Source organism: Streptomyces sp. NPDC048650 (genome assembly GCF_043199095.1).
Lineage (GTDB): Bacteria > Actinomycetota > Actinomycetes > Streptomycetales > Streptomycetaceae > Streptomyces.
In genome coordinates this window covers 360,208-368,235 of sequence record NZ_JBICVM010000008.1, presented here as the reverse complement: position 1 = coordinate 368,235, position 8,028 = coordinate 360,208, and the positions used below count along the sequence as shown (strand labels likewise).

Genomic DNA, 8,028 nt, shown 5'->3' with positions numbered 1-8,028 from the left:
CTTCGGTGCGGTGCTACTCGTGGCCGAGCACGAGCCGCACCAGGTCGTCGGTGTCCATCTCGTTGATGCGCTGCTCCGCGTCGCGGAGTTCCGTCCTGCGCCTCGTGTCCGTCTCGGCGGCCGGCTCCGGGGCGGGACCGTGCTCGCGGTTCTCGTCGGGAAGAGCTGTGGCCAGCAGGAAATCCACCAGCCTCGCCGGCGTGGGGTGGTCGAAGATCACGGTGACCGGCAGCCGCAGCCCGGTGTCGGCCTGGAGCCGGTTGCGCAGTTCCACCGCGATCACCGAGTCGACCCCCAGGTCCTTGAACGGCGCACGCTCGCCGACCGCGTCGGCGTCGGTGTACCCCAGCACGGCCGCCACCTGCGCGCCGACCAGCCGGGACGTCAGCTCCCGGCGCTGCGCCGCACCCAGCGGGGCGAGCCGTTCGGCCAGTGTCCCGGCGGCGGCCGCCGCGGGGGCGTCGGCCGGCGACCGCCCCTCCCGGAGCGCCTGCCGTACGTCGGGCACCTCGGCGAACAGCCGGGTCGGGAGCTTCGCGCTGAACGCCGGGTAGAACGCCTCCCAGTCCAGGTCGACGACGACGGGCGTCGGGGTGTCCTCGTCGAGGCACCGGCGCAGCTCCTCGATCGCCCGGTCCGGCTCCAGCAGCCGTATCCCGTGGCGGAGGACCGACTCGTCCATGCCGTCGCGCGACATCATCCCGTCGCCGGCCCACGGTCCCCAGATCACCGAAGTGGCCGGCAGCCCCTGCGACCTGCGGTACTCGGCGAGTGCGTCCTGGTAGGCGTTGGCCGCCGCGTAGCCGCCGTTGCCCGCGCTGCCCCACATGCCCGAGACGGACGAGAACAGCACGAACGCGTCCAACTCCCGGTCCTGGGTGAGCTCGTGCAGATACCGCGCGGCATCCGCCTTCGCCCGCATCACCTCCGCGCACCGTTGCGGGGTCAGCGCGTCGAGCGGGGTGTTCTCGATCACGCCGGCCGTGTGCACGACCGTCCGCACGGGGTCGCCGTCCGCGTCGAGCCGGACCAGCAGCGCGGCCAGCGCGTCCCGGTCTGCGACGTTGCACGCGAGGGTGGTGACCCGCGCACCGAGGGCGGTCAGCCGGCCCTCCAGTGCCTCGACGCCCTCGGCCCCGGGACCGCTGCGGCTGACCAGCACGAGGTGCTCGGCCCCGTTCTCGGCCAGCCAGCGCGCCGCGTGCGCGCCGAGCGCGCCGGTGCCGCCGGTGACCAGGGCGGTGCCCCGCGGCCGCCACGGCCGCTGCGCGGCGCTCTCCCGCCGCGGCGCGCGCACCAGCCGGCGGGCGAACATCTGCGGCCCGCGCAACGCCACCTGGTTCTCGCCGTCCGGACCGGTCAGCACGGCGGGCAGTTGGGCGAGCACCCGGCCGTCCGGCTCCGTCGGCAGGTCGACGAGTCCGCCCCACCGCTCGGGGAACTCCACGGCGGCGACCCGGCCGAGGCCCCACACCTGCGCCTGCGCGGGCGCGCTCACCGAGTCACCGGCGCCGACCGCCACGGCGCCCTGGGTCACACACCACAGCCGGGCGCCCACATCCGCGTCGCCGAGCGCCTGCACCAGCGTCAGGGTGTCGGCCCAGTGCCCGGAGTCCGAGGGGGCGGCGGGCCCGGCCGGCGCCGTCAGCGACAGCACCCCGGCCGGCGCCGGCCCGTCGGACGCCGCGGAGCGCAGCCGCTCCGCCAGCTCGCGGCGCCCGGCGCCCGCCGCCACCACCACGGGCACCACCTGCGCGCCGCTCCTGGTGAGGGCGTCCAGGCAGGCCGGTACCGGCTGTTCGCGCTCGGCGCCCTCGCGCACGAGCACCAGCCACCGGCCGGACAGGGCGCCGGCCGGCGCCGACGGCAACGGCTGCCAGGTGACCCGGTAGCGCCAGGAGTCGGCGCGGGCCCGTTCGCCCTGCCGACGCCGCCAGGTGGACAGCGCCGGCAGCAGCGCCCGCAGGGCGGCGGGGTCCTCGACGCCGACCTCGGCGGCCAGCCCTTCCGCGTCGCCGCGCTCCACCACGTCCCAGAACCGCCGTTCGGCGTCCGTCGCGCGTACGGGCGCGGCCGCCGGCTCGGGCGTCGTCAGCCAGTACCGCTGGTGCTGGAAGGCGTAGGTGGGCAGGTCGGCCCGTGCCGCGCCGCGGCCTTCGAAGACGGCCGGCCAGTCCACCGGGGCCCCGAGCACGTACGCCTGCGCGAGGGAGGACAGGAACCGCCTGAGGCTGCCGTCCCCGCGGCGCAGGGAGCCCACCACCGCGCCGGATCCGCCCAGCGCCTCGAGGGCCTCCTGGGCGCCGACGCCCAGCACCGGGTGCGGGCTGATCTCGACCAGCAGCGTGTGGCCCCGCTTGAGGACCGTGCCCATCGCCCGCTCGAACCGGACCGGTTCGCGCAGGTTGCGGTACCAGTACTCGGCGTCCAGCTCGCGGGTGTCGAGCAGTTCCCCGGTCACCGTCGAGTAGAAGGGGACCGCGCCCGGGCGGGGCTCGACCTCGCGGAGTGCGTCCAGCAGCCGCTCGCGGATCGCCTCGACCTGCGCGGAGTGCGCCGCGTAGCTCACCGGTATCAGCTTGGCCCGGGTGTCCTGGGCGAGGCAGCCGGCCATCAGCTCCTCCAGGGCCGCGGGCTCTCCGGAGACCACCACCGACGAGGGGCCGTTGATCACGGCGATGTCGAGACGCTCGTCCCAGCACGGCAGTTGCCGTACCCGCTCGGGCGACAGGGACACCGACACCATGCCGCCGCGGCCCTCGATCGCGGTCAGCGCCCGGCTGCGCAGGGCCACGATCCTCGCCGCGTCCTGGAGCGAGAGGCCGCCGGCGACACAGGCCGCGGCGATCTCGCCCTGGCTGTGCCCGATCACCGCGGTGGGCCGCACACCGCAGGACTCCCAGAGCCGGGCCAGCGACACCATCACCGCGAACAGCGCCGGCTGCACGACGTCGACCCGCTCCAGCGTCGGCGCGCCGGGCACGCCGCGCAGCACGTCGAGCAGCGACCAGTCCACGACGGCACCGAGGGCCGCCGCGCACTCCTGCATCCGCTCGCGGAACACCGGGGAGGAGTCCAGGAGTTCCACCGCCATCCCCGCCCACTGCGCCCCCTGGCCCGGGAAGACGAACACCGTCTCCGCGCCGGGCACGGCGAGGCCCTGGACCACCGCATCCGACGGATCGCTCCGCGCCAATGCGTCCAGGGCGGACATGAGTTCTTCCCGACCGGCGCCCAGCAGCACGGCCCGGTGCTCGAGAGCGGCCCGGGTGGTCGCCAGCGAGAAGCCCACGTCGACGGGGTCGAGGTCGTCCCGGGCATCGAGATGGGTACGCAGGCCGGCGGCCTGGCCGCGCAGCGCCTCCGGCGTCCTCGCCGACAGCGGCCACGGCACCGTCGCCGCCCGTGCCGGGGACGGGTCGACGGGCCGGGCCGCGTGCCGCTCCTCGGCCGGCGCCTCCTCGAGGACGGCGTGCACGTTGGTGCCGCTGATGCCGAACGAGGAGACGCCCGCCCGGCGCACCCGGTCGCCCGCCGGCCACGGCACGGTCTCGGTCAGCAGCGCCACCGAACCCGCGGACCAGTCCACATGCGGGGTCGGTTCGTCGATGTGCAGGCTGGCGGGCAGCCGGCCGTGCTGCAGCGCCAGCACCATCTTGATCACTGCGGCGACGCCGGCGGCCGCCTGGGTGTGGCCGATGTTCGACTTCACCGATCCGAGCCGCAACGGCTCCGCGTCGGCCCGGCCCGCGCCGTAGGTGGCCACCAGCGCCTGGGCCTCGATCGGGTCGCCCAGCTTCGTGCCGGTGCCGTGCGCCTCCACCGCGTCGATGTCCTGCGCGGACAGCCGGGCGTTGGCCAGTGCCTGCCGGATCACCCGTTCCTGCGACGGGCCGTTCGGGGCCGTCAGGCCGTTGCTGGCGCCGTCCTGGTTGACCGCCGAGCCACGCAGGAGGGCCAGCACACGGTGGCCGTGGCGGCGGGCGTCCGACAGTCGCTCCAGCACCACCATGCCCACGCCCTCGCTCCAGCCGGTGCCGTCGGCGGCCTTGGCGAAGGGCTTGCAGCGGCCGTCGGGCGCCAGACCGCGCTGCTGGGCGAACTCCACGAACATGCCCGGCGTCGCCATCACTGTCACCCCGCCGGCCAGCGCCATCGTGCACTCGCCCTGCTGCAGGGACCGGCTCGCCATATGCAGCGCCGCGAGGGACGACGAGCAGGCGGTGTCCACGGTGACCGCCGGTCCTTCGAGGCCGAGGGTGTAGGCCACCCGCCCCGAGATGACGCTGGCGGTGTTGCCGGTCAGCAGGTAGCCCTGCCCGCCCTGCGCCGGTTCGCCCAGCCGGGGCCCGTAGTCCTGCCCGGTCGCACCGGCGAACACGCCGACCGGGCTGCCCCGCAGCGCAGTGGGGTCGATACCGGCCCGCTCCAGCGCCTCCCACGCCGTCTCCAGCACCTGGCGCTGCTGCGGGTCCATCGCGAGCGCCTCGCGCGGGCTGATCCCGAAGAACCCGGCGTCGAACGCGGCCGCGTCGTGGAGGAAGCCGCCCGCCCGGGTGTAGCGGACGTCCGGGTTCTCCGGGTCGCGGAGTTCGTCCGCGGGCCAGCCGCGATCGGCGGGGAACGCGGAGATGGCGTCCTTGCCGGCGGCCACGAGCTGCCACAGGTCCTCCGGCGAACGGACCCCGCCGGGGAAGCGGCAGCCCATGCCGACGATGGCGATCGGCTCGTCGAGGGCGGCCGCCGACAGCTGCGGGTCGTCCGCGCCGGGCTTCTCGCCCGACAGCTCGGCGCGCAGGAACCGCACCAGGTCGGCCGGTGTCGGATGGTTGTAGATCACGGTCGGGGCCAGCTGTGTCAGCCCGGTGGCCTCGGCCAGCCGGTCGCGGAGTTCGACCGCGGTGAGCGAGTCGAAGCCGAGCTCCTTGAACGTCCGGCCGGTGTCCACGGTGTCGGACGAGAGGTGCCCGAGCACCGTGGCCACACTCGCCCGCACCAGCTCCGGGACATCGGCCCCGGCCGCGGTGAACGCCGGCTCGCGCGGGGCCGGCGCCGCCGGGGAACCGGCCGCGGCCGCGGGCTGCGCCGGCCCGGCGTCGCCCGTCGGGTCCGCCGCTTCGCCGGGCCCGCCGGACCAGTGGGACCGGCGCTGGAAGGCGTAGGTCGGCAGGTCGATCCGCGGGCCGGACCAGCCGGTGAGCGCCGCCCAGTCCACCCGCGCGCCGCGCACGAACGCCTCGGCGAGCGCGGCGGCGACCGTACGGTCCTCCGGTTGGCCGTCGCGCAGCAGGGGGACGACCGCGGCGCCCGGCCGCGCCTGCGCGGTGAGGCTCTCCCGGGTCATCGCGGTGAGCCCGCCGGGGCCCAGCTCCAGATAGCTCGTGACGCCCTCGGACTGCAGCAGGCGAACGCCGTCGACATAGCGCACGGACGCGCGGATGTGCCGGGCCCAGTAGTCCGGTGAGCCGAGTTCCGCCGCGGTGGCGAGGCGCCCCGTGACGTTGGAGACGAGGGGGACGGTGGGTGCGGCATAGGTCAACCCGCTCGCCACGTCACGGAATTCGTCCAGCACGCCGTCCATGTGCGGGGAGTGGAAGGCGTGGCTGACCCGCAGCCGCTTGGTCTTCCGGCCCCTGGCCTCGAACGCGGCGGCCACCCGCGCCGCGGCGTCCCGGTCGCCGGAGATCACGGTGGTCTGCGGTCCGTTGAGGGCGGCGATCGAGACCGGCCCGGCACCGTCCGGCAGCGCCGCGCGCACCTCCCGCTCGTCGGCCTGGACGGCGATCATGGCGCCGCCCTCGGTGGCCTGCTGCATCAGCCGCCCCCGTGCCGCGACCAGGGTGCAGGCGTCCTCCAGGGACAGCACCCCGGCGACATGGGCCGCCGTGAGCTCGCCGATGGAGTGGCCGAGCAGGAAGTCGGGACGCACCCCGCACCGCCGGAGCAGCCGGAACAGCGCCACCTCCACCGCGAACAGAGCTGCCTGGGTGAACCGTGTCCGATCGAGCAGGGCCGCCTCGGGCGTATCGGGCTCCGCGAAGATCAGGTCCTTGAGCGGGTGCGGCAGCCGGGTGTCCAGCTGCGCGCACACCTCGTCCAGGGCGTCGGCGAACGCCGGGACGGCCGCGTGCAGTTCTCGGCCCATTCCGGGACGCTGGCTGCCCTGTCCGGTGAACAGGAACGCGGTCCGGCCCGCCCCGCGGGTCGTGCCGCGCACCAGGTTCGGCGCGGGCGCGTGGCGTATCAGGGCGTCCAGGCCGCTCAGGTGGTCGTCGCGGTCGGCGCCGAGGATCACGGCGCGCTCCTCGAACGCGGTGCGGTGGGCGGCGAGCGAGAACCCGATGGCCGCCGGGCTCGCCTCCGGGGCGCCGGCGAGGTGCTCCCGGAGTCGTTCGCCCTGGGCCCGCAGCGCGGCGGCCGAGCGCGCCGAGACCACCCACGGCAGCAGCGGGGACCCGGCCGGCGGTGCGTCGGGGACGTCGCCGGCGGGGCGGTCGGCCATCGCACGGGCGTCCGACAGCACCACATGACAGTTCGTGCCGCCCATGCCGAAGGAGCTGACGCCCGCCAGCAACGGGGCGTCGGCGCGCGGCCAGTCGCCCAGTTCCGTCGGTACGCGCAGCTGCCACTCGTCGAAGCGGATCTGCGGGTTGGGGGTGACGAAGTTGCGTGCCGGCGGTATCGCCCGGTGGTTGATGCTCAGTGCCGTCTTGATGAGTCCGGCGACGCCGGCGGCGGCTTCCAGGTGCCCGATGTTGGTCTTCACCGAGCCCACGAGCAGCGGCGTGCGGTCGGTGCGACCGGCACCGAACACCGCGCCGAGCGCGGCGGACTCGAGCGGGTCGCCCCTCTTCGTGCCGGTGCCGTGCAGCTCGACGTACTGGACGTCGGCCACCTCGGCGCCGGCCTTCTCGTACGCCTCGCGCAACACCTCTTCCTGCGCCCGGGAGCTGGGGACGGTGAGTGCCTCGCTCGCACCGTCGTTGTTCATCGCGGTGCCCTCGATCACGCAGTAGACGCGGTCGTGGTCGGCGAGGGCCCGGGAGAGGGGCTTGAGCACGACGAGGCCGCCGCCCTCGCCCCGGACGTAGCCGTTGGCGCGCGCGTCGAAGGTGAAGCACTGACGGTCCGGGGACAGCCCGCCGAACTTCTCGGAGTAAAGGGTGCTCTCCGGTGTGAGATTGAGGTTCACCCCGCCCGCCAGCGCGAGGGTCGCCTCGCCCCGCCGCAGGCTCTCGCAGGCGGTGTGCACCGCCACCAGCGAGGACGACTGCCCGGTGTCGAGCACCATGCTCGGACCGCGCAGGTCGAAGGTGTACGACACCCGGTTGGCGATGATGCTGCGGTGCAGTCCGGTCATGCTGTGCTGGGTGGCCGCGCCTTCGCCACGCCGGTGCAGCAGGGTGGCGTAGTCGTCCCACATCGCCCCCACGAAGACGCCGACCTTGCGGCCCTCGACGTCCGCCGAGACGATTCCGGCGTCCTCGAATGCCTCCCAGGCCAATTCGAGGGCGAGTCGCTGCTGCGGATCCATGGCGGCCGCTTCACGCGGCGAGATGTCGAAGAATTCGGGATCGAACCGGTCGACGTGCTCCAGGAATCCGCCCGCGCCGGAACCGAGACGCCGTCCGGGGTGGGGGTCCGAGACGGCGCCGACACCGTCCCGGAGTAACTCCCAAAAGGCCGCCGGGCTCGGGGCGCCAGGAAATCGACAGGCCAGGCCGACGATGGCGATCGGGTCACCGTTCACACTGGTGCGTTCCTGCGGGAAAACCCGGTTGGTGCGCATGAAACTCCCCCCAAGACGGACGGCGGAACGAATGCTCAGTGACATGTCACAGGCCAGGATTTCGGTGTTCAGGGTTATCGGGACCGAGTCCTCTTGCGGTGAGGCCGTGCACACCGGGAGCGGCTGCCGCCCGCGTGCCCGCCAATTGCCGGTCCCGGCCGGCGCTGCCCGGTCCATCCGTCTGCCCTGCCGGCGGGCGGTGTCTCGTTCGCAGGGTTCGCCACTGCAGAGTCCCTGAT

Annotated in this window: 1 protein-coding gene; it reads right to left on the bottom strand. The window is 74.6% G+C overall.

Going from position 1 to position 8,028, the window contains the following annotated elements; all coding sequences use genetic code 11:
- Window positions 1–13: 13 nt before the first annotated feature.
- Window positions 14–7,789 carry a type I polyketide synthase gene (locus ACGFML_RS24390; RefSeq protein ID WP_393546957.1) on the bottom strand — a complete coding sequence of 2,592 codons (7,776 nt, stop codon included), beginning with the start codon at window positions 7,787–7,789 and terminating at the stop codon, window positions 14–16.
- Between the last annotated feature and the right edge of the window lie 239 nt (window positions 7,790–8,028).

What these genes read in the sequence shown, in the direction of transcription:
- ACGFML_RS24390 (WP_393546957.1), bottom strand. Translation starts at nt 7,789, where the DNA reads ATGCGCACCAACCGGGTTTTCCCGCAGGAACGCACCAGTGTGAACGGT.